The sequence below is a fragment of the Streptomyces sp. NPDC059452 genome, from assembly GCF_042750035.1.
GTDB lineage: Bacteria > Actinomycetota > Actinomycetes > Streptomycetales > Streptomycetaceae > Streptomyces.
Window position 1 is genome coordinate 166,326 of the sequence record NZ_JBHYVE010000007.1, and the last position, 26,483, is coordinate 192,808.

Genomic DNA, 26,483 nt, shown 5'->3' on the forward strand with positions numbered 1-26,483 from the left:
CGTTCACGTGCGGAGGTAGCCATGGGCTCGTGTACGGAGAAGGCCACGCGTTCACGTGCGGAGGTAGCCATGGGCTCGTGTACGGAGAAGGCCACGCGTTCGCATACGGAGGAAGCCCCGTGCTGATGCTCGCGCTGCGCGGCGTACGGATCCGCTGGGTCACCTTCGTCGGCTCCTTCGTGGCTCTCGCCCTGGGCGTCGGGCTGATCGCCGCCACCGGGCTGGCCCTCGCCGCGACCTTCGACGCCCCGGACCGGGAACCCGGGCGCTTCGCCGCGGCCCCCGTCGTCGTCCGGGCCGCCGACGAGCTGCGCGTCCGGACGGCGACCGGCGTCCGCACCCGGCCGCTCGCCCGGGTCGGGCCGGTGCCGCCCGCGCTCGTGACCCGACTGGGCGCCCTGGGGAAGACGGTGGAGGACCGGACCTTTCCGGTGGACGTGGCCGCCCCCGGCGAGGGGAGCGAGCCGAGGGCCGGTCACCCCTGGTCGATCGCCGAGGCCGCCCCCTACCGGCTGACCACCGGACGGCCCCCGGCCGCCCCGGATGAGGCCGTCGTCACCGCCGGGCCGGGCAGCCGCCTCCGTACCGGCGACCGGGTCCGGGCCACCACGCCCGCGGGCACCACCACCCTGACCGTGGTCGGCATCGCGGCCGACCGGGGCTTCGAGGACGCCCTGTTCCTCACCGACGCCGAGGCGGCCAGGGTCTCCCCGGCGGTCGACGCCCTGGTGGTGCACGCCGATGCCACCGCCGTACGGGAAGTGGTGGCCGCTGCGGGCGGGGGCATGGACGTCCTCACCGGCGACGAGCGGCGCCGCGCCGACCCCGGGCCGGACCTCGACGCGGAGGCGCTCGTCTCGGTCAACGCGCTGCTGGGGACGGCGGCAGGCATCACGCTGTTCGTCTCCGTCTCCGTGGTGGCCTCGACGTTCTCGTTTGCCGTCGCCCAGCGCAGGCGCGAGTTCGGGCTGCTGCGCACGGCGGGCGCCACCCCCGGCCAGATCCGGCGTACGGTCTGCGCCGAAGCCGTGGTCGTCGGGGTCCTCGCCTCCGCCGTGGGCTGCCTGCTGGGCGTCGCCGGGGCTCCGCTGCTCGCCGCCCGGCTGGTTGACGCGGGGCTCGCACCACCGTGGTTCGCGATCGGGGAGCAGAGCTGGCCGCTGCACACCGCGTTCTGGACCGGCGTGGCCGTCGCCACGGCCGGGGTGCTCGCCGCCTCCCACCGGGCCGGGCGGACCGCGCCCACCGAGGCGCTGCGCGAGGCGGCCGTCGACAGCCGGACCATGCCCGTGAGCCGGTGGCTCCTGGCCGCCCTCGCCCTGCTGACCGGCGCGGGGCTCCTGGTCGCGGCGCTGGCCCTGGACCCCGGTGACGTACTGGGGCGCAAGGCGTACGTCACGCGTCCCCTGCTGCTCATCGTGGGCGCCGCGCTTCTCGCGCCCGTGCTCGTAAGGCCGTTGGCCCGGGCGCTGACCTGGCTGCCCGCCCGGCTGTTGCCCGGCGCCACCGGCGTACTCGTCCGGGAGAACACCTCCGCCGGAGTACGCCGTACGGCCGCCGTCGCCGCCCCCGTCGTGATCACGGTCGCCCTCACCGTCTCCCTGCTGGGTACGGTGGCCACCCTCGCCGAGGCCAAGGCGGTGGAGGTGCGCACCGCCACGACCGCCGACCTCGTGGTCGTCCCGGACGCGCCGGGTCGTACGTTCCCGCCGCGCTTCGTCGAACGGGTGCGGGAGACCGAGGGCGCCACGGTCGGCGTCTCACGGTCCACCGCCGTCACCGTGCTCGAAGAGGGCACGGCCCTGGTCACCTCCGAGGCCCGCGCGGTCGAACCCGCCCGCCTCGCCGCGGTCTCCGCGCCGCCCGTGGTGGCCGGACGCCTCGCCGACCTGGACGACGACGGCATCGTGGTCAACGAGGAGTGGCTGACCACGACCGTCGGCGAACGGGTCACCGTCTGGCTCGGCGACGGCCGGAAGGTATCCCTCCGCATCGCCGCCGTCCTCGCCACCGGCACCGGGAGCAACGGCGTCTACGTCACCGCGCGCAACGCCGGTGGAGCGGCGGCCGACCGCATCGACGTGGCGGCCGCGGAGGGCGCCGACCCGGGCGCGGTCGCCGCCGCCCTGCGCACGGCCGCCGTCACGGAGGGGGCCGGTGTACGGGTGGTGAGCGGGGCGGAGTGGGCCGCCGAGGCCGCCCCGGCGCCGGGCGGAGCCACCCGGTCCGGACTGTGGCTGATTCTCGGCACGGCTCTGCTCTGTACGGGGCTTGCCCTGGCCAACACGCTGGTGACGGCCACCTCCGACCGGGTCCGCGACCTCGCCGTGCTCCGTCTCGCCGGGGCCACCGCACCGCAGGTCCTGCGGCTCGTGGCGGTGGAGGCGGTGGTCGCGGTCGCCGTCGGGGCGGTCATCGGCTTGGGGGTCGCCGCCGTCAACCTGGCGGGGGTGTGGGGCGCGTTGGCGCTGCTGGGGGTCCGGTCGTGGGTGCTGGTGCCGTGGGGGACGGCGGGGGCCGTCGTCGCGGTCGCCGTTGTGCTGGCGGCCGTCTCCGCCGTCGTACCCGCCGCGTTCGCGCTGCGGACCCGGCCGGTCGAACTGGCCGGTATGCGGGATTAGTTCACGCAGAACGCGCAGAAGGCGGAGAAGGGGGCGGAGGCGTGCAGCCCAGCACCATCTCCACCGCCGCGTCCAGGCAGCCGCGTTCGGGCGCCGTCAGGAACGGGTTCTCCCGCTGGCGGGCCCGGGCGCGGGCCAGTTCGGCGGCGTCGGCGCCCCAGTCCTCGGCCAGCTCCGCGAGGAGGGCGGCCAGCAGCGTACGGGCCTGGGCCTCCGGAGCCGGGAACTCCGGGTCGAGCGCGACCCGGGCCAGGGTCAGGGCCGACATCGCCCGGTCGAATCCGGGCGGGCCCTCGGTGGCGGTGGACCAGTCGATCACCACCGGCCCCCGGTCCGTCAGCATCACGTTGGCCGGGTGCAGGTCGAGATGGAGGATGCAGTCCTGCGGATCGGTCGAGACCCGGGGCGGGATCGCGTGCAGCTCGCGCAACAGCCGGGCCAGCAGTGCGCCCCCCTCGGCGGCGCCCATGGCCCCCGCCAGCAGCGCTTCGGACATGGTCGGGCCGGTCAGTCGCTGGAGCACCAGGTCCGTGGGGAGGGCCCCGGCGGCGGGCGGGCCGATGCGCGGCACCGGGTAGCCGAAGGCGCGGACGTACGACATCACCGCCAGCTCCTCCGTGGTGTCGGAGCGGTCGCGGTAGCGGCGCAGGACCCAGGAGCCGTCGAGTTCGTATACGTCGGCGGTGCGCCCCGAGCCCAGAAGTTGCCCTGTGTGCATGGGGCCGAACCTACCCGGGCCCACCACCGAAGGGGAGACGACGGGCCCCTCCGGGGGAGACGGCGGGACCCTCCTGGGGAGACGGCGGGCGCCTTCGACCGAGAGGGGACGGGCGCCTTCGCGCGAGGGGACGGGCGCCTGCGTACGGGGGAAGCGGGCGCCTCCGCGCGAGGAGGCAGGCACCTTTGTGCGCGGAGTGGGCCGATCCGGCCGCACCCTGCCGGAAACGGCCCCCATAACGCGGAGGGAGGGGGGTGAACGGGATCTCCTGTGCCGGGTCGGCGCGCGGCTACGGTGTCGGCAATTCCCTGGTCCGGACCAACCCCCACCGGATCCGGACACCCCACAGAAACAAGGAGAGTTACGTGGAGAACACCACGCTCCGCAGACGCGTCCTCGCCACCGCCACCGCCACGGTGGCCGTGGGCGCGCTCGCCATCGCGGGACTGAACGGAGTGGCGTCCGCCGGTGCTCCGGCGGCCAGTACTCCGGCCGTCTCCGCCGACAGCCTCTCCCCCGGCCTGCTGGCCGCCATGGAACGCGACCTCGGACTCGACGCCGAGGCCGCGAAGACCCGGATAGCGGGCGAGTACCGCGCCGCCGCCATCGCCGCCGGACTGGAGAAGTCCCTCGGCACCAGCTTCGCCGGGGCCCGTGTCAGCGGGGACACGGCGGACCTCACCGTCTCCACGACCGACGCCTCCGAGGCCGCCCTCATCGAGAAGGCGGGCGCCACGGCCGAGGTCGTCGGCCACAGCCTGGACCGGCTCGAAGCCGTCAAGGACGCCCTGGACAAGGCGGCCCTGAGCAAGGCCCCGAAGAACGTGCCCGTCTGGTACGTCGACGTCGAGGCCAACCGGGTCATCGTCAACGCGGCCAGCACCTCGGCCGCCGAGGTGTTCGTGAAGGCCGCCGGGGTCAGCGACAAGCTGATCACCGTCGCCCGCTCCACCGAGCAGCCCCGCGCCCTCGCGGACATCCGGGGCGGCGACGCGTACTACATGAACCCGTCCGGCCGCTGTTCCGTCGGCTTCTCGGTGACGCGCGGTACGCAGAACGGCTTCGTCACCGCCGGTCACTGCGGCCGGGTCGGCACCACGACCAACGGCGTCAACCAGCAGGCCCAGGGCTCCTTCCAGGGCTCGACGTTCCCCGGCCGTGACTACGCCTGGGTCGCCACCAACGCCAACTGGGTGCCGAAGCCCCTGGTCAACGGCTACGGGCGCGGCGATGTGACCGTCACCGGCTCCACCCCGTCCGTCGTCGGCGCCTCCGTCTGCCGCTCCGGCTCCACCACCGGCTGGCACTGCGGCACGATTCAGCAGCTCAACACCAGCGTCACCTACCCGGAGGGCACCATCTCCGGCGTGACCCGTACCAGCGTCTGCGCCGAACCGGGCGACTCCGGCGGCTCGTACATCTCCGGCAGCCAGGCGCAGGGCGTCACCTCCGGCGGCTCCGGCAACTGCCGCACCGGCGGTACGACGTACTTCCAGCCGCTCCTCCCGGCCCTCCAGGCGTACGGGCTGACGCTCGTCACCAGCGGTGGCGGCACCCCGACCACTCCGCCCACCACTCCGCCGCCCACCGACCAGCCGGGCGGCACCTGGGCGGCCGGTACCTCCTACGCCGTCGGCGCCACGGTGACGTACGGCGGAGCGACCTACCGCTGCCTCCAGGCCCACACCGCCCAGGCGGGCTGGACCCCGGCGGCCGTCCCGGCCCTCTGGCAGCGGATCTGACCTCCGTCTCCTGCACTTCCTGCACCTCCTTCACCTGCTACTCCTCCCGACCTCCGGCGGCGGATCCGACCTCCGCCCCGGGGGTCCCCACCCCACTGGCCACCCGGCGTCACCGAACCTCCTGAACCTCTTCTGCCTCCCCGCACCGAGGACTCCGAGGAAACTGTCATGACCCCACAAATGGACAACGCAACCCCCCATGAGAAGGACGCGTCCGACGAGGCGTCCGAGGACCGGCGGCGCATCAGCCGCAAGGGTCTCCTGAAGGCCGCGCTCGTCGCGGGCGCGGCTCCTCTGCTCGCCGGAGGGGGCGTCGCGCTCGCCCGGGACACCGCGTCGTCGGAAGGGGGCGTCCTCCTGGACCCCACCCCGCAGTGCGACGACGGCGACGACCCGACTCCGCCGCAGATGGAGGGCCCGTACTTCAAGCCCAACTCCCCGCGCCGCACCAGCCTGGTGACGCCGGGAACCCCCGGCGTACCGCTCACCGTGAGCGGCTACGTCTTCGGTCGGGCCTGCCGGCCCATCTCCGGTGCGCTGCTCGACTTCTGGCAGGCCGACACCAACGGGTCGTACGACATGGCCCAGTACGCGTTCCGGGGGCACCAGTTCACCGGTGCCGACGGGGCGTTCAGCCTCACCACGATCGTGCCGGGCCTCTACCCGGGCCGTACGCGGCACCTCCACGTGAAGGCGCAGGCGCCCGGGGGACGCATCCTCACCACGCAGCTGTACTTCCCGGGTGAACCGCGCAACAACACCGATGCCCTGTTCGACCCGAGGCTGCTGATGAACGTCCGCAGCGTCGGCAACGGGCGCCAGGGCAGCTTCGACTTCGTGCTGGACGTCGCCCAGACGCCCGGTCCGACCGATCCGCCCACCACTCCGCCGGGCGGCACCTGGGCGCCCGGCACCTCCTACCGCGCGGGAGACCGCGTGACCTACGGCGGGGTCGCCTACCGCTGCCGGCAGGCACACCAGTCGATGACGGGCTGGGAGCCGCCGAACGTCCCCGCGCTGTGGGAACGCGGGTAGACGCCGAAGCAGCGGACGCGCACCACCGCCCCGCGCCCCGTTCACGCCGTCCGGCGCGTGAACGGGGCGCTTTCGCGTGCGGTCCCTGATTCCGGGGGATCGCAGGGCCGGAGGATTTTCTTGCGGGTGGTGTGAAACATTTCCCCGGCCCCGGCGCGTCGATCAGGTGGAAGGGCGGAACGGAGGCCGGATGAACGGGGGAGGGTATGAGGACATCGCGTGCCGAGGAGTTCAAGGAGTTCGCTGCCGTGCGGGCGAGCCATCTGTACCGCTCGGCCTGTCTGCTGACCAGTGGTGATGTGCACCTCGCCGAGGACCTGGTGCAGGAGACGCTGGGCCGGATGTACGTCCACTGGGGCCGGGCCCGCAGGATCGACAACCCGGCGGCGTACGCGCAGACCGTGCTCGTCCGGATATTCCTGACCCATCGGCGCCGCCGCTCGGCATCGGAACGCCCGCTGGCCGAGCTGCCCGAGGAGACCCGGGCCGACCCCGACGATCCGGCGCTGCGCATGACGTTGCTCCGGGCGCTGGCCCAACTGGCTCCCAAGGACCGTGCGGTGGTGGTCCTGCGGTACTGGGAGGACCGGAGCGTCGAGGAGACCGCCGCCGCGCTCCAGGTGAGCTCCGCTGCCGTACGGACTCGCTCGGTGCGGGCCCTCGGGCGGCTGCGTGGCCTGCTGGGCGGCAGCATCGCGGAGTTCGCCGCCCACTGACGCCCGAAGACGTCACCTGCCGTCGCCCGCCGTCAGCCGTCGTCCTTCGCCGTCTCTTGCCGTCAACCGCTGTGCATCGCGGCCGTGTAAGCAGCCGCACATCCAGGCTTGTGCATCCAGAACGAGAAGTGGTGGTTCCCCATGCCTTTTGAAGACGAACTCAGCGAGGAGCTCCGCCGGACCGGGGAGACCTTCGACCTCTCCGGCCGGGCCGCGCTGGTGGACGGCGCTCTGGAACAGGGCCGCCGCTCGCTCCGCCGCCGCCGGAGCGCCGCCGTGGCGGGCAGCGTGCTGGCCCTGGCCCTGGTCGGAGGTGGTGGAGCGTTCGGCGCCGGGCTGCTGGGCAGCGGTGGCGGCGGCGGTACGGGAGTGGCGAGCAGCCGGCCCGCTGACCCCGTGAACCTCACGGGCGGCCTCTCCGAGGAGAAGGTGGCCGCCGTCCTGGAGAAGCTTCTTCCGCCCGGCACGGCCAAGGAGGCGCGGGGCGCGGTGACGGGGGGCGCGGACGGCCCGAAGCGTGTGTCAGCCTCCGCTGTCTACGACGACGGTAAGGGGAAGGGGTCGGTCCAGGTCTTCCTGTACCCCGCGCCGGGCAGCAAGGCGGCCGAGGGGACCGATTGCGAGGAGCCGCCGGGCACAACCCCGGGCATCGTCAGCGGCGAGGAGGGGTACGACTCCGGGCTCACCGTCTGCTTCGACTCCGGCGCCGACGGGAGGGGCACAGGCACGGAGGCAGACTCAGGCACCGAGGCCGATGGGGCGTCGGGCCCGGGCGGCTCGTCGGGGGCCGCGCGTGCCGTCTTCTTCACGGCGGGCGGAGTCGCGGTGGACGCCCGCGCCTACAACCGGGTGACGGGTAGTGGGGCGGGGGCCACCCGCTCGGGCCCGGCCCTCGGCGACAAGGCGCTCATGGAGCTGGCGCGGGCCGTCGAGTGGCGCCCGCTGGCCGCCGCGCTGACGGGCGACGCCGACGCGGTGGAGACCGATGGGCCCTCGCGCGCTTCTGGAAAGCCGTCGCCCGACGCCGAGGACGTGGAGCGCACGGATAAGGACACGGAGAAGGGCGCGGAGGAAGGCGCGGAGAAGGACACCCCGCCGACCGGAAAGCCCTCGTCGGACACGTCCCGCCCGGGGGCGGAGGACTCCCCGGCGCTGCCCCTCGACTACACGCTGCTGATGCCCACCTTCCTGAAGCTGCTGCCCGAGGGGCTCACGGTGGGGGAGAAGACGGACAGCGGGGGCGAGTTCGCCTCCGTCGTCGTCGACGACGGCCGGGGCAAGACCCTCGTACAGATCAATGTGCAGCCCGATATGCGGGACGTCGCCCATCAGCTGTACGGCGATGCGACCACCCTGCCCGACGGCACGCTGCTCGCCACCTCGCAGCAGCCCGGCGAGAAGGGCGGCGCCGGGGTCGTCTGGTGGACGGCGGACACGATGCGGCCCGACGGTATGCGGGTGGTCGTCTCGGCCTTCAACTCCGGCGCGCAGTCGACCCCCGCCACCCGCCCGGAGCCCGCGCTCACCCTGGAGCAGCTCACGGCGGTGGCGACCAGCCCGGAGTGGCTGAAGCTCCAGCAGAAGTAGGGGGTGCGCAGGGTGCCGAGTTCCGGGTGCCAGGTTTCGGGCACCCGGCGCCGGACATCGGGCACCCGGCGCTGGGCATTGGGTACCAGGCGCCCGGCACCGGGCATCGGGCCCTGTACCCGGGGGCGGAGGTGGCCCCGCACCCGGAGGCCGGAGGTACGGGGGCCGCACCGCCCCCCCCGGGAGCCGCGCCGTCCCCGGGGAGGCTGCGCCGTCCCCGGGGGAGCCGCACCCCCCGGGGAAGCCGCACCGTCCCCCGGGAAGCCGCACCGCACCCCGGGGGCGGGGCCGGAGTCGTTCACTTTGCGTCGGAGTAGCGCTGCACCACCGCCGTGGTGAACGGGAAGCGCACCGGGGTCTCCCCGAAGGTGATCCGGCCGGCCAGTTCGCCGGCCGTCCGGATCGCCTCGGTCACGGCGGTGGTCTCCTCGGCCGGGCAGTGCACGATCACCTCGTCGTGCTGGAAGAAGACCAGTTCGGCCCGGAGCCCCTGTTCGTGGAGGGTGCGGCGGAGCCCGGCCAGGAGGAGCAGGGCCCAGTCGGCGGCGCTGCCCTGCACCACGAAGTTCCGGGTGAAGCGACCCCTGGCCCGGGCCGATCCGCCGTCGGGGGCCGCCTCGCCGCCCTCCTGGGGGAGGCCCGCCTCCTCGTCCTGGCCCGGCAGCGCGACCGGCGGGCTGGTGCGGCCCAGCCAGGTCCGTACCGTCCGGCCCTCCTCGCCCGCCCGCGCCGCGTCGTCCACGTAGGCGACGGCGAGCGGGAAACGGCGGCGCAGGGCGGCCAGGTTCTTCAGGCCGTCCCCGGACGTCTGGCCGTAGATCGCACCGAGCAGCGCCAGCTTGGCGTGTTCGCGGTCGCCGTGGAACGCCCGGTCGGACAGGGCCTTGTAGAGGTCCCCTTCGTGACCGGCGACCTCCATCAGGCCCCGGTCGCGGGAGATCGCGGCCAGCACGCGCGGCTCCATCTGGTCGGCGTCCGCGACGACCAGGCGCCAGCCCTCGTCGGCCACGACGGCCTGCCGGATGACCTTGGGGATCTGGAGGGCCCCGCCGCCGTTGGTCGTCCAGCGCCCGCTGACCGTGCCGCCCGGCTGGTACTCCGGGCGGAAGCGGCCCTCGCGCACCCAGTCCTGGAGCCAGCTCCAGCCGTGGGCCGTCCAGATCCGGTACAGCTTCTTGTACGCGATCAGCGGTTCGACCGCCGGATGGTCCACCTCAGCCAGCTCCCACCGCCGGGTCGACTTCACGGAGATCCCGGCCTGCGCGAACGCCTTCACCACATCGGCGGGCAGGTCGGGGCGGACCCTTCGGCCGAAGGCGGCCGACACCTCGTCCGCCAGCTCGGCGAGTCTGCGGGGCTCGCCGCCGCCCGCGTACCGCTCGCCCAGCAGCCCGTGCAGCACCTCCCGGTGGACGTCGGCCCGCCACGGCAGCCCGGCCCGGTGCATCTCGGCCGCGACGAGCATCCCCGCCGACTCCGAGGCGGTCAGCAGCCTCATTCGGTCCGGGTGCTCGGCCGTGCCGTGGCGGCGCACCTGGTCCACGTAGACCCGCAGCAGCCCCTCGAAGGGGACCCCGGGGCCGGCGGACGGCTCGAAGAGGGAGGACTGCGCGCCGGGTTCGGCGGACCGGGCGGGCGGGTCCGGCGGTACGGGGGAGTTCTCCAGCCGGGCCAGCGCGGCGGCCGCCGACCGGGGCTCGCCGAGCCGCCCCGCGTGCCCGAGCAGCAGGAGCTCGGCGCACTCGATGTCGTAGCACCGCTCGACGCGGACCCCGGCGGTGAGCAGCCGGGGGTAGAGCTCGGCGGTGGACCGCCACACCCAGCGCCCCACCTCGGGCCGGGAGCGGACCGCCGCCACGAGGTCGGGCTCGGCCAGCACCGGCCCGGTGGGCGTGCCGTCCTGCCCCAGTGGCACGAGGAGCGCCCCGCCCCCGTCAGCCGCCGCCACCGCCCACCGTTCGGTCATGGACGCGAGTCTGGCACCCACCACTGACACCGCCCCGGAGCCGGAGCCCGAGCCGGAGCCCTCCCCGGAGCCGGATCCCTCCCCGGAGCCCGAGCCCTGCGGTCCCGCCGTCACCCGGACAGTCACCCCGGACAGCCACCCCACCACCCCGCCTACCCTGGTCGGATGGAACCGGTGATCGACCAGGCATGCGCGGCGGCGCTCTACGCGGAGGGCGATGCGGCCCTGGACACCGGGGCCTCCCTGCTCGCCGCCGCCCCCGACGCGGACGACGACCTGCACCGGCGCGGCGAGGAGTTCGTGACCCGGGCCTGGGGGAGGGGCTGGCACCCCGCCGATCTGGTCCGGTTCGTCCGGCTGGAGCTCGACGAGCGGCGGGCGGTGCTGGCGGCCACGCTGATCGCCGCCGAGACCGCCCGGTACGTCGAGCTGCCGCCCCGCTGGCGCACCCAGCTCATCGAGCTGCCCGGACCCGTACCCGTACCGCGCAACAAGCCCGACCGTTTCTCGTACGCCTCCGATCTGCTGGAGCTGTACCGGCTGCTGCTGCGGCTCCCCGCGATCGAGCCCGTAGGCCCGGCGCCCGGCACCGTCGCCGACCACCTCCACCGGGCGCCCGCCCCCGACGAGCCCCGCATGCTCACCCGCATCCGGGCGCTGCTGGCGAAGGCGGAGGCGACCGGTTTCCCGGAGGAGGCCGAGGCGCTGACGAGCAAGGCCCAGGAGCTGATGGCCCGGCACAGCATCGACGAGGCCATCGTCGCCGCCCGTACGCAGAGCACCGAGACCCCCGGAGCCTGCCGGATCGGGGTGGAACCCCCGTACGAGAGCGCGAAGGCGATCCTGCTCGACGCCGTCGCCTCCGCCAACCGCTGTCAGGCCGTGTGGAACGGTGACCTCGGCTTCAGCACGGTCGTCGGCTTCGAACCGGACCTGGACGCCGTCGAGCTGCTGTTCACCTCGCTGCTCGTCCAGGGGACGGCGGCGATGACCCGCGCGGAGGCCGGACAGCGGGCCTCGGGCCGTAAGCGGACCAAGACCTTCCGGCAGTCGTTCCTGATGGCGTACGCGCAGCGGCTGGGTTCCCGGCTCGCCGACACCGCCGAACGGGTGACGGCGGCCGCCGATACGGATGGGGGTGGTACGGCTGACGGCCCCTCCGGCCTGCTCCCCGTCCTCGCCGCCCGGGACGTGGCCGTCACCGAGGCCGCCGAGCGGATGTTCCCCCGGACCACCACCACCCGGGTCCGGGGCGCCACCGACCTGGACGGCTGGAACCACGGCACCGAGGCCGCCGACCGCGCCCGCATGGCCGGTTCCCGAAAAGGCCCCGGCAGCGGCCCGCGTAACGGTGAAATCATGGCGTAAGTCCGACTTGTCCGTCATTGCGGCTAGGCTCGGCCCATGAGCTGGCTCCGGGCGCTGAAGGAGACCGCCCGCTCGGGGCTGGAGATCGAGCGGCAGAGACTCGAACCGCTCATCGCCTTCCGCGGAGCGGCCGGTCTCGCCCTCGTCGTCGGTACGAGCCTGGTCCTCTTCGGGCCGGAGATCGCGGCGAGTTCGGCGTTCGGCGCCTTCCAGGCGGCCATCGCCACCTTCCAGCGCAGTTGGCGGCCGCGCCCCGTGCTCGCCCTCGTCTCCGGTGCCAGCCTCGCCGTGTCGACGTTCCTCGGGTACGTCACCGCCTCGCACCCCGTGCTCTTCCTCTGCCTGCTCGGCGTCTGGACCTTCCTCTCCGGTCTGGCCTGGGCGGCGGGGCCGACGGGCGGGATCATCGCCTCGTCCAACGTGGCGATCATGCTGGTGACGATCACCCTGCCCACCTCCGTGGTGGACGCGGCCGCCCACGCGGGGATGATCCTGGTCGGCGGGGTGGTCCAGGCGGCGCTGATCGTCCTGTTCCCGGTACGGAGATGGGGCGCCCAGCGCGACGCGCTCGCCGACGCGCTGGCTGCCGAGGCCGACTACGCCCGGCGGCTGCGCCACGACCCGGTCGCCCCCTTCGACCCGCTGCCCCTGATGACCGCCCGCAGCGCCGCCGCCGTCACCCCGCGTCAGGCCCGCCGCCGCCCCGTCGAGCTCCAGGGCGCCCGGGGCATCGCGGAACGGCTGCGTCCGGTCCTCGCCTCGCTGGCCGACCCGGCGATGGGCGTCCCCGCCGACGGCCTGGAGCGGGCCTGGGTGAACGAGCTGCTCGGCGCGGCCGGGTCCGTGCTCGACGCCGCCGCCCGGGCCGTCCGCCACGGCGAACCCGTCCACCTCTCCGCCACCGACCTCGGCGTCCTCAAGACCCCCGACAACGACGTGATCCTCGTCGGCCCCGCCCTCCGCGCCGCCGACCGCCTCGCCGCCCTGCTGGACGACGTCCTGGAGATCGCGGAGGGCACCGGCACCGACAGCGGGCTGCCCGAGAACCTCGCCCCGGACACCCGCCACCGCCCCACCCTGCTGCGGCTGGTGCCGGTCGTGCTGAAGGCGATGCGCCGGGAGCTGCACCACGGCTCCCCGATCCTGCGCCACGCGATCCGGGTCGCGGTGGTCGCCGTGGCCGGCTACTTCGTGGGCGCCGCCCTGCCGCTCGGGCACGGGTACTGGGCGCCGATGACCGCCGTCATGGTGATGCGCCCGGAGTTCTCGCAGACGTACGGCCGCTCCGTGGCCCGCTTCGGCGGCACCCTGGTCGGCATCGGGCTCGCCACCGCCATCGTGCAGGCCGCCCACCCCGACGCCCGGCTCTCCGCGCTCCTGTCGGTGGTCTGCGCCGGGCTGATGTACCTGCTGATGCGGACCGGGTACGCGGTCAGCCAGGTCTGCGTCACCGCCTATGTCGTCTTCCTGCTCGGCATGGCGGGCGACGACTGGTCCCAGACCGTCACCGAACGCATCGTGCTCACGCTGGTGGGCGGGCTCCTCGCGATGGTCGCGTACGCGCTCTACCCGGCCTGGGAGACCCCGCGGCTGCGCAACCGGCTGGCCGAGTGGCTGGTGGCGGACGGGCGGTACGCGGCGACGGTGGTCGACCGGTACGCGGCCCCGGCCCACCGGGACCTGGAGGAGGTACGGGACGCCCTGATCGCCACCCGGGAGGCCAGGGTCGCCTGGCAGGAGGCGCTGGCGACCGCCCAGCACGAACCCGTACGCCACCGGGGCATCTCCCGGGCCGCCGCCACCGACGCCCAGCACGCCCTGGCCCAGCTCGGCCGGTCGGCGATGGTCCTGGAGGCCCACCTCCCGCCCGCCTCGGCGGACCCGGTGCCGGGCGCCGCCCAGCTGGCGGAGGCGTTGCGCCGGGCCACGGAGAAGGGCGCCAAGGCGGTACGGGAGCGGCGGCTGCCCGACTGGCAGCCGGTGGTGGACGCGGTGGCCCACTGGGATGTGCCGACTCCGGCGGAGGACGGCACCACGCCGGTCGGTGACCCGGTGGTGCGCCGGGGCGCGGCGCTGCTTCTGGAGGCGCTGGAGGAGTTCACCCGCGCCCTGGACGAGCGCGGCGGCTCCACCCGTGTGAGCAGCACCCTCGCGGAACGCTGAGCCGGAGCCCTGTACGCCGAGGCCGGAGCCCCCGTACGCCGAGGCCGGAGCCTCGTACGTCGAGGCCCGAGCCTCCGTACGCCGAGCCTCGTACGCCGGAGCGCGGGCCGCGTACGCCGGGCCCGCCCGTACGCCGGAGCCCAAGCCCCGTACGCCGGGTCACGAGGCCGACGGCACCTCGGGCACGTCCGGCAGTTCGGGCAGGTCCGGCAGTTCGGGCAGCTCCGGAAGCTCCGGCATCGAGGGCAGGTCCGTCGGGAGCTTCCCGGCGTCGGCCTTGGCGAGCGTGTCCTTGATCCCGCCGTCCCAGGAGATGACCAGCTTCTTGCCGTCGTTGGACTCGATCGCGCCCATCGCGCGGTCCGTCGAGCCGTCGGGGCACTTCACCGCGAGCATCACCTCGCCCATGTTCTTCACATCGCCGTGGCAGACGGCCTGTTCGGCGACGACGACGACCTTGGCCGCGGCGATGGAGACGGTGACGTTCTTGCCGTCCGTCAGCCCCACCCAGGTGCCCGCCAGCGCCGCCGCGTCCGCGCCGCCGCCGGGCTCCCCGGTCCCCTGGCCGTCCCCGGGCGTCGCGCTCGACCCGGCGTCCGGGCCCGGACCCGGCCCGGAGCCCTTGCCCGCGTCGTCGTCACTGCCGCAGGCGGTCAGGGCCAGTGCGGCGGCCAGTGCGGCGACCACGACACCACCGGTGCGTACGAACCTGGTCACGTGGAGTTCCCCCTTTGCTGTTCTCCGGTCGAAAGACCGCGCCACGTTACCAAGTTCCTTCCGGTCAACTCCGGTGAGCGGGAGCGAAATAGGCGTGCCGTTCGTCTCTACTCCGGAAGGTTTCCGGAGGGGTTCCGGAGGGTTTCCGGAGGTGTTCCGGAAGAGCGGGGAGACCGTCCCGGCGGCAGCGGAAAGCCTGTAATCGAAGGAACACCCCGCGTGCACGTGCATCTGCTCATGCATTGGCATATGAACAGAGCTATGATCCGATCTAGTTGACACTTGCACCTTGCAACTCGGGGAGCGTCCTGTGCACCACGTGTACAACGGCATGGCGGCCACAGAGCTTCACGGAGTCGTCTGGCAGAAGAGCAGGCACAGCAACTCCCAGGGATCCTGCGTGGAGTTCGCGAAACTGCCCGGAGGGGATGTGGCGATGCGCAACTCACGCCATCCCGACGGGCCGGCGCTCGTCTATACGCCGGCGGAGATCGAGGCGTTGCTGCTCGGCGTCAAGGACGGCGAGTTCGACCACCTGGCGACCGGAGGCTGATTCCGCCCGGTCGCCAAGTGGCCGTCACCAAAAGGCCGGCGCCCGCACCGCGCGGGTCACCCGTTCTTCGCGCAGTCCGAGAGCCGGAAAAGGGCCCAGACCACCTTGCCGTACAGGGGTGTCGAGGGGAACGTCCCGGCCGGTGCGGGGGAGGGGTGCCAGCCCCAGCTGTCGCTGACGCACTCCACCAGGAACAGGCCGCGGCCCGACTCGGCGGAGTCCGCCGCCTCGCCCGCCACCGGGCTCTCCCGGCTGGGGTCGCGCACCGCGCAGACCAGCCGGGAGCTCCACCGCATCAGATGCAGCCGCACCGGCGGGTCCTGGAACTCCCGGGGCGGATCGGTCGGCAGCGCGTGGCGCAGGGCATTGGTGACGAGCTCGGACACCACCAGGGCGACATCGTCGAAACGGTCGCTCAACTCCCACCGTTCCAGGGTGGACCTGGTGAACTGCCGTGCTCCGCCGACCGCTTCGTAGCGGGCGGGCAGAGCGCAGGAGGCCGAGCCGGCGACCCCTGAGGGGTCGGTCGGGGGAAGCCCCTGCCGTAACGGCTCGAGCATCGTCGATCCATTCGTCCCCATACGAGGCACTCCCGGGATTCGCGGCTGTAGCGGCACTGCCTGTCAGCGGTACTGCGGGGGGTACAGCGGCACAACACGAGCACGCAGGTGCGCAGGGGCCATGCTTCCCAATGCGCAGGGCAGATGCAAGGGCAGATGCACGTGCACGCGCCGGACCTGCCCGGTACCGTGGTGATTCCGGGGTATTTCTTCCGTCGGGCAGTTTCGGAGCTTTCCGGACGTCTTCCCATTTCCGTAACCGAATGAGTACGGGCTGAAGCGTTTTGGTGGCAGAATCCGGAGCTCGGGGTTCAGGGGGCGCCCCGAATGCCCGGTAGGCGATGGGGAGGGTCACACCAGTGTCGGCAGGCGAGTCGAGTGGATCGGTGGTGCGGCGCATCCTGCTGGGCTCTCAGCTCAGAAGGCTGCGGGAGTCGCGCGGTATCACCCGTGAGGCGGCCGGCTACTCCATCCGGGCCTCCGAATCGAAGATCAGCCGCATGGAGTTGGGACGGGTGAGCTTCAAGGCCAGGGACGTCGAGGATCTGCTCACGCTCTACGGTGTCGCGGACGAGGCCGAGCGGGACGCGCTCCTCGGTCTGGCACGCGAGGCCAATGTGGCGGGCTGGTGGCACAGTTACGGAAACGTGCTGCCCGGCTGGTTCCAGACCTATGTGGGTCTGGAGGGGGCCGCCTCCCTCATCCGTATCTATGAAGTCCAGTTCGTGCACGGTCTGTTGCAGACCGAGGCGTACGCCCATGCCGTGGTCTCCCGTGGAATGCGCGGGGCCTCCGCCGCCGACATCGACCGCCGGGTCGCGCTCCGCCTGGAGCGCCAGAAAGTGCTCGTGTCCGAGCGGGCCCCGGCCTTCCACGCCATTCTCGACGAGGCGGCGCTGCGCCGTCCCTACGGTGAACGTGACGTGATGCGTGCCCAATTGCGGCATCTGATCGACATGTCGGAGCAGCCGAACATCACCCTTCAGGTGATGCCCTTCAGTTACGGAGGGCATGCGGGTGAGAGCGGTTCGTTCACCATGCTCCGTTTCCCGGAATCCGATCTGTCGGACATTGTCTATTTGGAGCAGCTGACAAGTGCGCTCTATCTGGACAAGCCCGAGGAAGTCGCGCAGTACGAAAAGGCCATGGGGTGCCTGCGGAAGGACAGCCCCGGGCCGGAGGAGAGCCGGGATCTCCTGCGCGGACTCCTCCAACTGACGTGATTAATCAGTACGATGACGTCACATCAGGAGTCTGCGAACGCCTGCAGTAAGGGATTGCATGTCCTTCTTCCATGAACTGGCCCACCAGTACATCGACGGCGAGTGGCGCACTGGCAGCGGCTCATGGGACATCATCGATTTCAATCCCTACAACGGCGAGAAACTCGCCGCCGTCACCGTGGCGACCGCGCTGGAGGTCGACCAGGCCTACCGCGCCGCCGAGCGCGCGCAGCAGGAGTGGGCCGCCACCAACCCGTTCGAGCGCCGGGCCGTCCTGGAGCGGGCCCTGCGCATCACCGGGGAGCGCACCGAGGAGATCGTCGAGGCGGTCATCGACGAGCTGGGCGGCACCCGGCTCCGCGCGGAGTACGAGGTGCGCGGCGCGACGGAGGTCCTGCGCGAGGCGGTCCGGCAGTCGCTGCGGCCCACGGGCCGCCTGCTCCCCGCCGTCTCCGACGGCCGGGAGAACCGCCTCTACCGGCTCCCCGTCGGCGTCGTCGGCGTGATCAGCGCCTTCAACTTCCCCTTCCTGGTGACCATGAAGTCGGTCGCGCCCGCGCTCGCGCTCGGCAACGCCGTCGTCGTGAAGCCCCACCAGTCCGCCCCCGTCGTCGGCGGCGGGCTGGTCGCGAAGATCTTCGAGGACGCCGGGCTGCCGGCCGGGCTGCTCAACGTCCTGATCACCGACAGTGCCGAGATCGGCGACGCGTTCATCGGGCACCCCGTGCCCAGGGTGATCTCGTTCAGCGGATCGGACCGGGTCGGCCGCCGCATAGCCGCGACGGCGGCCGGGTTCTTCAAGCGGACCATCCTCGAACTGAGCGGCAACAGCGCCCTGGTGGTGCTGGCGGACGCCGATCTCGACCACGCGGTCCGGGCGGCGGTCTTCAGCCGCTTCCTCTACCAGGGCCAGGTCAGCATGGCGGCCAACCGCATCCTGGTGGACCGTTCGGTGGCCGCCGAGTTCACCGAGCGCTTCACCGCCGAGGTGGCCGCCCTCAAGTCCGGCGACCCACGGGACCCGGAGACCCGGATCGGCCCCGTCGTCAACGCCTTCCAGGCCGATGCCCTCACCGCCCTCGTCGACCGCGCGGTCGCGGACGGTGCGACGGCGCTGGTACGGGGCCGGACCCGCGGCAACGTCGTGGAGCCGACCGTCCTGACGGACCTCCCGGAGGACTCCCCGCTCCTGACGCAGGAGATCCTCGGCCCGGTGGCCCTGCTCATGACGTTCGACGGCGAGGACGACGCCGTACGGATGGTGAACGACAGCCCCTACGGGCTCAGCGGCGCCGTGCACACGGGCGACGCGGAGCGCGGGGTGCGGTTCGCCCAGCGGATCGACAGCGGGATGTTCCACGTCAACGGATCCACCGTGCAGGACGATCCGCTGGTGGCGTTCGGCGGCGAGAAGACGTCCGGAGTGGGGCGGTTGAACGGCGAGGCGGTCGTGGAGGCGTTCACGACGCAGAAGTGGATGTCGATCCAGCACGGGCGCTCGGTCTTCCCGTATTGACCCACCGTCAAAAACATCTGCCCGGTGCTCACTTCACCGGACCCCGGAACGTCGTACGGTACGCGTTCGGCGAGGTGCCGAGCGCCGCGTGGAAGTGCTGGCGCAGGTTGGCCGCCGAGCCGAGCCCGGACTGCGCGGCCACCTGGTCGACCGGCAGATCGGACTCCTCCAGCAACTCCCTGGCCAGCTCGATGCGTTGTCGGTTCAGCCAGTTCATCGGGGTCGTACCGGCCTCCTCCCGGAAGCGCCGGTTGAAGTTCCGTACGCTCATCGACTCCCGGGCCGCCAACTGCCCCAGTGTGATCGGCTCCTTGAGGTGCCGCAGCGCCCACTCGCGGGCGGCCGAGGTGGCCGGAGCCGACGGGGCGGGCACGGGCCGCCGGATGTACTGGACCTGGCCGCCCTCGCGATGCGGCGGTACGACGGTCCGCCGGGCCACGTCGTTCGCCACGGCCGTCCCGTGGTCGCGCCGGATCAGGTGCAGGCACAGATCGATGCCGGCCGCGCACCCCGCCGAGGTCAGGACGCTCCCCCCGTCGGTGTAGAGCACGTCCGGGTCCAGCTCGACCTGAGGGAACAGCCGGGCGAAGAGCTCCGTGTACCGCCAGTGCGTGGTCGCGGTGTGGCCGTCGAGCAGCCCGGCGGAGGCCAGGACGAAGGCGCCGGTGCAGATCGAGGCCACCCGGGTGCCGGGCCGGATCAGGGCGAACGCCTCGGCAAGGGGGGCCGGGAGAGCCGGGGTGTCCTGGACGTAGTCCTCGTACGACGACAGGACGACGACCGTGTCGGCCTCGGCCAGCGCCTCGGGGCCGTGCCGGACCGCGACCGTGAAGTCCCCGTCCGTCCCCACCTCGCCCGGCCGCAGCGCGCAGGTGGCGACCTCGTACAGCGGCTCGCCGTCCGCCGAGGCACCCACTCTGGCCTGGCCGAACAGCTGGTGGACGATGCCCAGCTCGATGGGGAGCAGGACGGGGCGGGCGAGCACGGCGACGCGGTGCCGCCCCGGGTGGGTGAAGACCGGAGGCATGGCCATATTCTTGCGCACCTGGTCCATCTGGACACTCGTGGCCGCGGGCCAAGGCCGCGAGGCTGGTTTCCATGGCCCCTCCGACGACCGCACGGACCGCACCGCACGGACCGCCCCCTCGTGTTCACCGCCTCCACCGCGCCTGGGTGGTCGCCGCGGCGGCGGGCGCGGCCATCGTCACCGCCGGGGCGTTCACCACCGTGCCCGGCCTGCTGGTGACGCCCCTGCGCGAGGAGTACGGGTGGGACCGGGGCGGGGTCGCGCTGGCCGCCTCCGTCAGCATGGTCCTCTTCGGCCTCACCGCCCCCTTCGCGGCGGCTCTGATGGACCGCGTCGGCGTCCGGCGGGTGGCCGGTGGAGCGCTACTGCTCGTCGCGGTGGGGGCCGCGCTCACCGGGTTCATGAACCGGCCCTGGCAACTGGTCGCGTACTGGGGCGTGCTGATCGGCCTCGGCAGCGGCTGCCTGACCATGACGTTCGCCGCCGGGGTCACCGCCCGCTGGTTCGACCGGCGCCGGGGCCTGGTCACCGGGGCGCTCAGCTCCTCCAGCCATCTGGGCCAGTTGCTCTTCCTGCCGCTGCTCGCCGGGGCCGTCGACCGCCACGGCTGGCGGCCCCCGGTGGTGACCCTCGCGCTGGTGGCGCTCGCCGTGGCCGCCCTGGTGGCGCTGCTGCTCCGCGACCACCCGGCGGACGTGGGCGTAAAGCCGTACGGGGCACCGGAGTTCGTGTCCAGGCCGCCCCCGGCGCCCGGGGCCGCCACCCGTACGCTGAAGGTGCTGGCCGCCGCCCTGCGCACCGGCCCGTTCTGGCTGCTGGCCGGGATGTTCGCCCTCTGCGGGGCGTCGACCAACGGCATCATGTGGTCCAACTGGGCGCCCGCCGCGCACGATCACGGGATGCGGGTCACGGCGGCGGCCTCGCTGCTCTCCCTGATCGGCGTCTTCTCCGCCCTCGGCGCGGTCCTCTCCGGCTGGCTGACCGACCGGTTCGACCCGCGCCGCCTGCTGACCGTCTGCTTCGCGGTCCGGGCCCTCACCCTGCTCGCGCTGCCCATGGTGTTCTCCGCCGAGGTCACGCCGCCGATGCTCCTCTTCGTCCTCGTCTACGGGCTCGTCGACGTGGCGACCGTGCCGCCGGTCATCGAGCTCTGCCGCCGGGTCCACGGGGCGGACGGCCCCATCGTCTTCGGCTGGGCCAACGCCGCCCACCAACTGGGCGCGGGCGCCTCGGCCTTCCTCGGGGCCACGGCACGGGACGCCTTCGGTACGTACGACGTGGTGTGGGTCGCGCTGGGCGTGGGGTGCCTGGTGGCGGCGGTGCTGGCCCCGGCGGTACGCGGCAGGGCACATCGACCGGCCGTCCGCAACCGGGCGGGCTACCCTGGTCGGGATTGAGTAGGAAGATGGGTGTCATGTCCGCAATCCGGCTGCTGGTCCTCGGTGCCGTGCGCATGCACGGCCGCGCGCACGGCTATCAGGTCCGCAACGACCTGGAGTACTGGGGCGCGCACGAGTGGTCCAACGCGAAGCCCGGGTCGATCTACCACGCCCTGAAGCAGATGGCGAAACAGGGGCTGCTGCACGCGCACGAGACGGCCCCCTCCACGGCCGGCGGCCCGCCGCGCACCGAGTACGAGGTCACGGAGGAGGGGCTCGCGGAGTACCGCACCCTGCTGCGTGACGCCATCCGCTCCTACGACCAGAACCTGGACGTCCTCTCGGCGGCGATCGGCTTCATCGTCGACCTGCCCCGCGAGGAGGCGATCGCGCTGCTCAAGGAGCGGATCGAGGGCATCAGGGAGTGGCGGGACTCGGTCACCGACTACTACACCCCCGAGGAGGGCCCCGAATCCCTCGGCCACGTCGGCGAGATCATGAACCTGTGGGTGCACTCGGCCGACTCGGGGGCGGAGTGGACCCGAGGGCTGGTCGAGCGCATCGAGGGCGGGGCGTACACCTTCGCGGGCGAGGGTGAGCCGTTCGTCGGCGTGCTCGCCGAGGGCGAGGAGAACCCGTACGCGACGGGTGTCCCGGATCCCGGGGATCGCGACTAATAAAGTTTGACTAATGGCGGAATCCGGCTTACCTTCGAGTCGCTAGTCAAGTTTGACTACGAAAGGTGGCGGGGTTCGTGACCGAGGCGATCGTCCTGGACGGCGTGCGGAAGAGGTACGGGGAGAAACGCGCCCTGGACGGGCTGGACCTCACGGTCGGAGTCGGCACCGTCCATGCGGTGCTCGGCCCCAACGGGGCGGGCAAGACCACCGCCGTACGGATCATGTCGACGCTGCTGCGCCCCGACGCGGGCCGGGTGACGGTGGCCGGGCTCGACGTCCGCGAACGGCCGTCCGAGGTCCGGCGCAGGATCGGGCTGCTGGGGCAGCACGCGGCGCTGGACGAACAGCTCGGGGGGCGGCAGAACCTGGAGATGTTCGGGCGCCTGTACCACCTGGGCGCCCGCCGGGCGGGCAGCCGGGCCGACGAGCTCCTGGAGCGGTTCGGGCTCGCGGAGACCGGGCGCAAGGCGGTGAAGCAGTACAGCGGCGGGATGCGCAGACGGCTCGACCTGGCCGCCTCGCTGATCACCGAACCGGCCGTGCTCTTCCTGGACGAGCCCACGACCGGCCTGGATCCACGCGGCCGCGCCGAGGTCTGGGACGCCGTACGGTCCCTGGTCGGCGGCGGCACCACCGTCCTGCTGACCACGCAGTATCTGGAGGAGGCGGACCAGTTGGCCGACCGGATCTCCCTCATCGACGACGGCAGGGCCGCCGCCGAGGGCACGTCCGACCAGCTCAAGGCGCTCGTCGGGGGCGACCGGATCGATGTCGTCCTGCGCGACGCGGCCCGGCTGGCCGAGGCGGCAGTGCTGCTGGGCTCCCCGGACCCGGCACTCACCCCCTCCCTCGACCCGGACCGCCGACTGATCAGCGCCCCCGCCCCGGACCGGATGGCGGCCCTGACCCGGACGGTCCGGGCGCTTGAGGGGGCGGGCATCGAGGCGGAGGACATCGCGGTGCGCCGCCCGACACTGGACGAGGTGTTCCTGTCCCTGACCGGAAGCCCTGTCCGTGAACAAGCGGTCCACGAGACGGAGGTGGCGGCATGAGTACGACGATCACGACGGCGGCGGTCCCGGGCCAGGGCGGCCCCGGCGGCGGCAGCCGGTTCACCTGGGCCCTGACCGACTCCTGGACGATGACCCGCCGCGAACTCGCCCACTGGGCCCGGGAGCCCGTGCAGGTGGTCGTGGGTCTGGTCTTCCCGGTGATGCTGCTGCTGATGTTCACGTACCTGGTCGGCGGCGGCCGGGGCGTCGACGGCGACCCGACCGAGTACCTGGTCCCCGGGATGCTCGCCCTGACCATGGCCTTCGGCCTGGAGAGCACGATGCTCGCGGTCACCCAGGACCTCGGCAAGGGTGTCATCGACCGGTTCCGCTCCCTGCCGATGGTCCCGGGCGCGGTCCTGGTCGGCCGCAGCGCGGCGGACATGCTCCAGTCGACGGCGGCGCTCGCGGTGATGGGCGCGGTCGGTTACGCGGTCGGCTGGCGCTGGCACAACGGGGCGGCCGCGGCGCTCGGCGCGGTGGGGCTGCTGCTCCTGCTGCGGTTCGCGATGCTCTGGGTCGGCATCCACCTCGCCATGGTGGCGGGCCGCCCCGAGCTGGTGCAGGCGGTCCAGATCCTGGTCTGGCCGGTCGCGTTCCTCTCCAACGTGTTCGCCACCCCGGCGTCGATGCCGGGCTGGCTGGGCGCGGTGGTCGAGTGGAACCCGATGTCGGCGACGGCCACCGCCGTACGGGAGCTGTTCGGCAACCCGGGCGGCGCCACCGGCTCCTGGGCCGCCGAGCACGCCCAACTCCTGGCAGTCCTCTGGCCGGTGGCGATCCTCGTGGTGTTCTTCCCGCTGGCGGTAGGGAAGTTCGCGCGGCTCAGCCGTTAGAGGGCCTGTCGGCCGCCCCGGCCCGGTCCGGTTCCGGGATCGGGGAATCGCGGACGTCGATGACTTCCCCGACCACCACACCGGGCACCGGTTTCGCCAACTCCAGTCCGGAGAGGTGTTTCTTCAGCCTCTTCGCCATGGGGCGGTAGGTCGCGAGAGTGAGCCCGCCGGAAATGACGGCTCCGACGACAGGGATGGCCTTGGAAACGGATTTCGCGAAGGTCTGCTTGGTCATCTGCATGCCGAGATGGCCCGCGACCTTTTTCACCAGGGGGTAGACGACACCCTTGGTGAGGGCCTTCTGCGGAAGCTTTTTGGCGACCTCCTTCGACATCATCGTCGCGACTTTCCCGACCGCGTTGTTCGCCGACTGGGTGCCGAACATCACGCCGACGAAGAGCGTGAGGACGCTCTTCGTCGCGTCGTCGATATCGGCGTCGTCGGAGAACAGGTCGGGCCAGCTGTAGAGATAGGCGAGCTTCTGGGCGATCCGCAACATGTGGGCGAAATACTGGGCCATATCGGCGGGTATGGTGGCAGGGAGGGCGAGGATGCCGGGTATTCCGGCGGCAGCGGAGAGGGCGCTGGCCTTGGCGGTCTCGTAGTTGATGGAATCGTTGGCCGCCCGGTCCAGGATCTCGACGGGAATTCCCGCCGCCGCCGGACTCTCCTCGATCGCTCGCCGGATTTCCGCCTCGGAGCAATTCCGGGCCAGCGCTTTCCGGAGGTACGCCTCCCGGTCGATGCGTGCGCCCGGAAGGCTCGCCGCGGCGGCCAGGAGCGCGGAGAAGCGCGATTCGGGGTTCTCCATGACCTTTTTCGTGGACATGGGCAGGAACCTACAGCAGCAGGCAGGTGCGCCGTCCCGGCTTCGGCCTTTTCTGTCGCCGGACCGGGAGGGCCGGGGCGTATCACGCCGAATGGCGGCGCCCGTTGACGAAAAGTCAGCGCGGTCCGTCGGTCCGTCGGTCCGCCGGTCCGCCGGTCCGTCCGGGGATTTTCCGTTGCCCGGCACCCCTCCCCGCAGCGATCATGGGCTGCGGGAACCAAGAGGGGGACGCTGTGGGAAACAAAGGGAAACAAAGGGGGACAAGGTGGGACTGATGCTCTTCCCGAGCGACGGCGACGTCGAGAGCCCGGACGTCTCCTGGTCCTGGTCAGGCTTCAGCATGTTCAGGAACTGGCTGGCCGAGGCCGAGGGGTTCACGCTCACCGAGATGGACGGCTTCGGCGGAGACCGCCCGTGGTGCGGCGTCTCCACCACACTGGCACCCCTGCTCGACCATCCGGACGACGGCGGCCCCGACCTCACCCCCGCTCAATGCGCGGCCATGCTGCCCCGGCTGGAAGCGATGCTCGGCCGACGCCGGCCCGACGACAGCGACCCCGTCCTGCGGCGGCGCATCGAAGACGTGGGCCAACTGGTCACCGTCCTGCGGTTCTGCGTGGACAAGGACGTCGCCCTCGTCTTCGGCTGAAGGCATTCGAAGGAATTCGAAGGCATTCAGTGGCTGACGCCTTCAGTGGCCGACGGCCTTCAACGGTGGAAGGCCTTCAGTGGTGGAAGGCGGTCCGGACCGCCCGGTCGTGGCTCAACGGGTGCTTCTGCGACCGCAGTTCGGGGAGCAGCAGCTTGAGGTCCTCGATCAGCAGGGCGGCCAGGTCGGAGGAGAAGCCGTTGCGGCACACCACCCGCAGCACCGACAGGTCCTGCCGGTTGGCGGGGAAGGTGTAGGCCGGGACCAGCCACCCGTGCTCCCGCAGTCGGCGGGAGACGTCGAACACGTCGTACGTGTGGACGTCCGGGGCCGTCGTGAAGGCGAAGACCGGCAACTCGTCGCCCCGGGTGAGGAGTCGGAAGTCGCCCAGCTCCTCCACCCCCCGGGCCAGCCCGCAAGCCACGTCCCGGGAAGCCTGCTGGACCGCCCGGTAGCCGTCGTGCCCGAGGCGCAGGAACGTGTAGTACTGCGCCACCACCTGCGCCCCGGGCCGCGAGAAGTTCAGCGCGAAGGTCGGCATGTCGCCGCCCAGGTAGTTGACCCGGAAGACCAGTTCCTCCGGCAGCTCGTCCGCCGTACGCCACAGCGCCCAGCCCACCCCCGGGTAGACCAGCCCGTACTTGTGGCCCGAGGTGTTGATCGACGAGACGCGCGGCAGCCGGAAGTCCCACTTCAGGTCCGGGTCGAGGAAGGGTGCCACCATCGCACCGGAGGCGCCGTCGACATGGACGGGGATATCAAGGCCGGTGCGTTCCTGGAGGGCGTCCAGGGCCGCGCAGAGGTCGGCGACGGGCTCGTAGGAACCGTCAAAGGTGGAGCCGAGGATGCCGACGACCCCGATGGTGTTCTCGTCGCAGAGCTCGGCGGCGGCCTGCGGGTCGAGATGGAAGCGTTCGCCGTCCATCGGGACCTGTCGGGCCTCCACCTCCCAGAAGTTGCAGAACTTCTCCCAGCAGACCTGCACATTGACGCCCATCACCAGATTGGGCCGCGCGGTCGCCGGATAGCGGTCCGCGTTCCGCTGGGCCCAGCGGCGCTTGAGGGCGAGCCCGGCCAGCATGCACGCCTCGCTCGACCCGGTGGTCGAACACCCCACTGCGGTCGACGGATCGGGTGCGTTCCACAGGTCCGCGAGCATCGCCACACAGCGCCGCTCCAGCTCGGCGGTGCGCGGGTACTCGTCCTTGTCGATCATGTTCTTGTCCCGGCACTCACCCATCAGGACCCCGGCCTGCGGCTCCATCCAGGTGGTGACGAAGGTGGCCAGGTTGAGCCGGGAGTTGCCGTCGAGCATCAGCTCGTCATGGACCAGCCGGTACGCCGTCAGCGGCGGCAGCGGCCCCTCGGGGAGCTTGTGCCGGGGCGGCGCGGTGTTCATCGCGGCCGTCGGATCGGCCTCGCCGAAGAAGGGGTTGAGGGCGAGCCTGCGCCGCTCGTCGGAGTGTTCGTCCCGCTGCGGGTGGGCGCCTCGGTGGAGCGGCATGGCGGAGTCCTCTTCCTCGACTGCTTCCTCGACTGCGGTTTC

The 26,483-nt window shown here is 72.4% G+C and carries 22 protein-coding genes; 15 read left to right on the forward strand and 7 right to left on the reverse strand.

Features of this window, described 5'->3' with window-relative positions:
* The first annotated feature begins 119 nt into the window (after positions 1–119).
* The gene (locus tag ACFW9Z_RS12760; RefSeq protein WP_384638627.1) at positions 120–2,621 is read left to right on the forward strand and encodes an FtsX-like permease family protein; all 2,502 of its coding nucleotides are present in this window, start codon (positions 120–122) and stop codon (positions 2,619–2,621) included.
* A 1-nt stretch (position 2,622) separates the two neighbouring features.
* On the opposite strand, the gene ACFW9Z_RS12765 is transcribed toward ACFW9Z_RS12760, so the two are convergent.
* A complete protein-coding gene (locus ACFW9Z_RS12765; RefSeq protein WP_384638629.1) occupies positions 2,623–3,339 on the reverse strand; it encodes a phosphotransferase in 717 nt (238 codons plus the stop codon).
* A gap of 365 nt (positions 3,340–3,704) precedes the next feature.
* Between ACFW9Z_RS12765 and ACFW9Z_RS12770 the strand changes: the two genes are divergently transcribed.
* The 4 genes from ACFW9Z_RS12770 (at position 3,705) to ACFW9Z_RS12785 (ending at position 8,419) form a co-directional block, all read left to right on the forward strand.
* Positions 3,705–5,081 carry a carbohydrate-binding protein gene (locus ACFW9Z_RS12770; RefSeq protein ID WP_384638632.1) on the forward strand — a complete coding sequence of 459 codons (1,377 nt, stop codon included), beginning with the start codon at positions 3,705–3,707 and terminating at the stop codon, positions 5,079–5,081.
* Between the two features lie 180 nt (positions 5,082–5,261).
* Positions 5,262–6,116, forward strand: a complete 855-nt coding sequence (locus tag ACFW9Z_RS12775) for a carbohydrate-binding protein (protein WP_384638850.1) — start codon at positions 5,262–5,264, stop codon at positions 6,114–6,116.
* Positions 6,117–6,322: 206 nt separating this feature from the next.
* Positions 6,323–6,832 (forward strand): SigE family RNA polymerase sigma factor, encoded by a 510-nt coding sequence (locus tag ACFW9Z_RS12780; protein WP_384638635.1) that lies wholly within the window; start codon positions 6,323–6,325, stop codon positions 6,830–6,832.
* 141 nt (positions 6,833–6,973) lie between these two features.
* Complete coding sequence (locus ACFW9Z_RS12785; protein ID WP_384638638.1) at positions 6,974–8,419, forward strand: hypothetical protein; 1,446 nt, start codon at positions 6,974–6,976, stop codon at positions 8,417–8,419.
* Between the two features lie 298 nt (positions 8,420–8,717).
* Here ACFW9Z_RS12785 and ACFW9Z_RS12790 read toward each other — a convergent pair whose 3' ends face one another.
* Positions 8,718–10,385 carry a bifunctional 3'-5' exonuclease/DNA polymerase gene (locus tag ACFW9Z_RS12790; protein WP_384638641.1) on the reverse strand — a complete coding sequence of 556 codons (1,668 nt, stop codon included), beginning with the start codon at positions 10,383–10,385 and terminating at the stop codon, positions 8,718–8,720.
* Positions 10,386–10,550: 165 nt separating this feature from the next.
* Between ACFW9Z_RS12790 and ACFW9Z_RS12795 the strand changes: the two genes are divergently transcribed.
* Both ACFW9Z_RS12795 and ACFW9Z_RS12800 read left to right on the forward strand, forming a co-directional pair.
* Positions 10,551–11,753 (forward strand): DUF2786 domain-containing protein, encoded by a 1,203-nt coding sequence (locus tag ACFW9Z_RS12795; protein WP_384638644.1) that lies wholly within the window; start codon positions 10,551–10,553, stop codon positions 11,751–11,753.
* 36 nt (positions 11,754–11,789) lie between these two features.
* Positions 11,790–13,916, forward strand: a complete 2,127-nt coding sequence (locus tag ACFW9Z_RS12800) for an FUSC family protein (RefSeq protein ID WP_384638647.1) — start codon at positions 11,790–11,792, stop codon at positions 13,914–13,916.
* 159 nt (positions 13,917–14,075) lie between these two features.
* On the opposite strand, the gene ACFW9Z_RS12805 is transcribed toward ACFW9Z_RS12800, so the two are convergent.
* The gene (locus ACFW9Z_RS12805; protein ID WP_384638650.1) at positions 14,076–14,633 is read right to left on the reverse strand and encodes a hypothetical protein; all 558 of its coding nucleotides are present in this window, start codon (positions 14,631–14,633) and stop codon (positions 14,076–14,078) included.
* A 310-nt stretch (positions 14,634–14,943) separates the two neighbouring features.
* Between ACFW9Z_RS12805 and ACFW9Z_RS12810 the strand changes: the two genes are divergently transcribed.
* Positions 14,944–15,186, forward strand: a complete 243-nt coding sequence (locus ACFW9Z_RS12810) for a DUF397 domain-containing protein (protein ID WP_019762059.1) — start codon at positions 14,944–14,946, stop codon at positions 15,184–15,186.
* A gap of 56 nt (positions 15,187–15,242) precedes the next feature.
* On the opposite strand, the gene ACFW9Z_RS12815 is transcribed toward ACFW9Z_RS12810, so the two are convergent.
* Positions 15,243–15,746 carry an ATP-binding protein gene (locus ACFW9Z_RS12815; protein WP_384638653.1) on the reverse strand — a complete coding sequence of 168 codons (504 nt, stop codon included), beginning with the start codon at positions 15,744–15,746 and terminating at the stop codon, positions 15,243–15,245.
* 341 nt (positions 15,747–16,087) lie between these two features.
* Between ACFW9Z_RS12815 and ACFW9Z_RS12820 the strand changes: the two genes are divergently transcribed.
* Both ACFW9Z_RS12820 and ACFW9Z_RS12825 read left to right on the forward strand, forming a co-directional pair.
* Positions 16,088–16,969 (forward strand): helix-turn-helix domain-containing protein, encoded by an 882-nt coding sequence (locus ACFW9Z_RS12820; protein ID WP_384638656.1) that lies wholly within the window; start codon positions 16,088–16,090, stop codon positions 16,967–16,969.
* 58 nt (positions 16,970–17,027) lie between these two features.
* Positions 17,028–18,485: an aldehyde dehydrogenase family protein gene (locus ACFW9Z_RS12825; protein ID WP_384638659.1), complete on the forward strand. Its 1,458-nt coding sequence runs from the start codon at positions 17,028–17,030 to the stop codon at positions 18,483–18,485.
* 28 nt (positions 18,486–18,513) lie between these two features.
* Here the strand turns inward: ACFW9Z_RS12825 and ACFW9Z_RS12830 are convergent, their stop codons facing one another.
* On the reverse strand, positions 18,514–19,518 hold the full coding sequence (locus ACFW9Z_RS12830) for a GlxA family transcriptional regulator (protein WP_384638661.1): 1,005 nt from the start codon (positions 19,516–19,518) through the stop codon (positions 18,514–18,516).
* Positions 19,519–19,583: 65 nt separating this feature from the next.
* Between ACFW9Z_RS12830 and ACFW9Z_RS12835 the strand changes: the two genes are divergently transcribed.
* From ACFW9Z_RS12835 to ACFW9Z_RS12850, 4 genes are all read left to right on the forward strand, one after another.
* Positions 19,584–20,909, forward strand: coding sequence for an MFS transporter (locus ACFW9Z_RS12835; protein ID WP_384638664.1), 1,326 nt, complete (start codon positions 19,584–19,586; stop codon positions 20,907–20,909).
* 17 nt (positions 20,910–20,926) lie between these two features.
* Entirely contained in the window at positions 20,927–21,568 is a 642-nt protein-coding gene (locus ACFW9Z_RS12840; protein ID WP_384638667.1) for a PadR family transcriptional regulator, read from the forward strand.
* A gap of 77 nt (positions 21,569–21,645) precedes the next feature.
* A complete protein-coding gene (locus ACFW9Z_RS12845; RefSeq protein WP_384638670.1) occupies positions 21,646–22,623 on the forward strand; it encodes an ATP-binding cassette domain-containing protein in 978 nt (325 codons plus the stop codon).
* Positions 22,620–23,459, forward strand: a complete 840-nt coding sequence (locus ACFW9Z_RS12850; RefSeq protein WP_384638672.1) for an ABC transporter permease — start codon at positions 22,620–22,622, stop codon at positions 23,457–23,459. The genes ACFW9Z_RS12845 and ACFW9Z_RS12850 overlap by 4 nt, the downstream gene beginning before the upstream one ends.
* On the opposite strand, the gene ACFW9Z_RS12855 is transcribed toward ACFW9Z_RS12850, so the two are convergent.
* Positions 23,449–24,270, reverse strand: a complete 822-nt coding sequence (locus ACFW9Z_RS12855; RefSeq protein ID WP_384638675.1) for a hypothetical protein — start codon at positions 24,268–24,270, stop codon at positions 23,449–23,451. The genes ACFW9Z_RS12850 and ACFW9Z_RS12855 overlap by 11 nt on opposite strands.
* A 292-nt stretch (positions 24,271–24,562) precedes the next feature.
* Between ACFW9Z_RS12855 and ACFW9Z_RS12860 the strand changes: the two genes are divergently transcribed.
* Positions 24,563–24,937 carry a hypothetical protein gene (locus tag ACFW9Z_RS12860; protein WP_384638677.1) on the forward strand — a complete coding sequence of 125 codons (375 nt, stop codon included), beginning with the start codon at positions 24,563–24,565 and terminating at the stop codon, positions 24,935–24,937.
* A 76-nt stretch (positions 24,938–25,013) separates the two neighbouring features.
* Here the strand turns inward: ACFW9Z_RS12860 and ACFW9Z_RS12865 are convergent, their stop codons facing one another.
* On the reverse strand, positions 25,014–26,441 hold the full coding sequence (locus tag ACFW9Z_RS12865; RefSeq protein WP_384638679.1) for a glutamate decarboxylase: 1,428 nt from the start codon (positions 26,439–26,441) through the stop codon (positions 25,014–25,016).
* Positions 26,442–26,483: the final 42 nt, after the last annotated feature.

Bases quoted from the DNA above. Each gene is read 5' to 3' on its own strand.
- ACFW9Z_RS12775 (WP_384638850.1), top strand. From the start codon at position 5,262: ATGGACAACGCAACCCCCCATGAGAAGGACGCGTCCGACGAGGCGTCC.
- ACFW9Z_RS12840 (WP_384638667.1), top strand. From the start codon at position 20,927: ATGTCCGCAATCCGGCTGCTGGTCCTCGGTGCCGTGCGCATGCACGGC.
- ACFW9Z_RS12865 (WP_384638679.1), bottom strand. From the start codon at position 26,441: ATGCCGCTCCACCGAGGCGCCCACCCGCAGCGGGACGAACACTCCGAC.
- ACFW9Z_RS12860 (WP_384638677.1), top strand. From the start codon at position 24,563: ATGCTCTTCCCGAGCGACGGCGACGTCGAGAGCCCGGACGTCTCCTGG.
- ACFW9Z_RS12780 (WP_384638635.1), top strand. From the start codon at position 6,323: ATGAGGACATCGCGTGCCGAGGAGTTCAAGGAGTTCGCTGCCGTGCGG.
- ACFW9Z_RS12790 (WP_384638641.1), bottom strand. From the start codon at position 10,385: ATGACCGAACGGTGGGCGGTGGCGGCGGCTGACGGGGGCGGGGCGCTC.
- ACFW9Z_RS12820 (WP_384638656.1), top strand. From the start codon at position 16,088: ATGGGGAGGGTCACACCAGTGTCGGCAGGCGAGTCGAGTGGATCGGTG.
- ACFW9Z_RS12785 (WP_384638638.1), top strand. From the start codon at position 6,974: ATGCCTTTTGAAGACGAACTCAGCGAGGAGCTCCGCCGGACCGGGGAG.
- ACFW9Z_RS12795 (WP_384638644.1), top strand. From the start codon at position 10,551: ATGGAACCGGTGATCGACCAGGCATGCGCGGCGGCGCTCTACGCGGAG.
- ACFW9Z_RS12815 (WP_384638653.1), bottom strand. From the start codon at position 15,746: ATGCTCGAGCCGTTACGGCAGGGGCTTCCCCCGACCGACCCCTCAGGG.
- ACFW9Z_RS12835 (WP_384638664.1), top strand. From the start codon at position 19,584: ATGGCCCCTCCGACGACCGCACGGACCGCACCGCACGGACCGCCCCCT.
- ACFW9Z_RS12850 (WP_384638672.1), top strand. From the start codon at position 22,620: ATGAGTACGACGATCACGACGGCGGCGGTCCCGGGCCAGGGCGGCCCC.
- ACFW9Z_RS12855 (WP_384638675.1), bottom strand. From the start codon at position 24,270: ATGGAGAACCCCGAATCGCGCTTCTCCGCGCTCCTGGCCGCCGCGGCG.
- ACFW9Z_RS12800 (WP_384638647.1), top strand. From the start codon at position 11,790: ATGAGCTGGCTCCGGGCGCTGAAGGAGACCGCCCGCTCGGGGCTGGAG.
- ACFW9Z_RS12825 (WP_384638659.1), top strand. From the start codon at position 17,028: ATGTCCTTCTTCCATGAACTGGCCCACCAGTACATCGACGGCGAGTGG.
- ACFW9Z_RS12765 (WP_384638629.1), bottom strand. From the start codon at position 3,339: ATGCACACAGGGCAACTTCTGGGCTCGGGGCGCACCGCCGACGTATAC.
- ACFW9Z_RS12830 (WP_384638661.1), bottom strand. From the start codon at position 19,518: ATGGCCATGCCTCCGGTCTTCACCCACCCGGGGCGGCACCGCGTCGCC.